Annotated in this window: 1 protein-coding gene; it reads left to right on the forward strand. The window is 75.6% G+C overall.

What is annotated here, in order from left to right:
• Positions 1-714, forward strand: a 714-nt coding sequence (locus P1P70_RS45400) for a maltotransferase domain-containing protein (protein ID WP_319248442.1), incomplete at both ends; no start/stop codon positions are given.

Genomic DNA, 714 nt, shown 5'->3' on the forward strand with positions numbered 1-714 from the left:
CCCGACAGACACACCGCACACCCCGCACGCCGGGCGCACACCGGCCCGTCCGCGCCCTCCTCGGCGCCCCCGACACCCCCGGCAACTCCGGGCGCTCCCACCATCGGACGGATACCGGTCCTCGATGTGCGGCCGACCGTCCACCACGGCCGCCGACCGGCGAAGGCCGTCGTGGGCGAGGCCTTCGAGGTCTCGGCCGTCGTGATCCGCGAGGGGCACGACGCGGTCGCCGCCAATGTCGTGCTCCGGGACCCGGAGGGCCGCCCGGCCGGGTGGACCCCGATGCGCGAACTGGCACCCGGCACCGACCGTTGGGGCGCCACCGTGTCCGTTCCGAGCGAGGGCGTCTGGTCGTACGCCGTGGAGGGCTGGGGCGACCCGGTCACCACCTGGCGCCACCACGCCCGCATCAAGGTCCCGGCCGGCATCGACACCGAACTGGTGCTGGAGGAGGGCGCGCGCCTCCATGCACGCGCCGCCGACGGGGTCCCCGAGGGCGAGAGCGGACGGGGCACCCTCCTCGCCGCCGCGGACGCGCTCCGGGACACCACCCGCCCCGTCTCGGCCCGGCTGGCGGCGGCGTTGGCGCCGGAGGTGGACGAGGTCCTCACCCGCCATCCCCTGCGGGAACTGGTCACCTCCTCCGAGCCGTTGCCCCTGCTGGTGGAACGCGAACGCGCCCTGTTCGGCTCCTGGTACGAGTTCTTCCCCCGC

Origin of the sequence: Streptomyces sp. MB09-02B (genome assembly GCF_033794485.1) — a bacterium.
Lineage (GTDB): Bacteria > Actinomycetota > Actinomycetes > Streptomycetales > Streptomycetaceae > Streptomyces.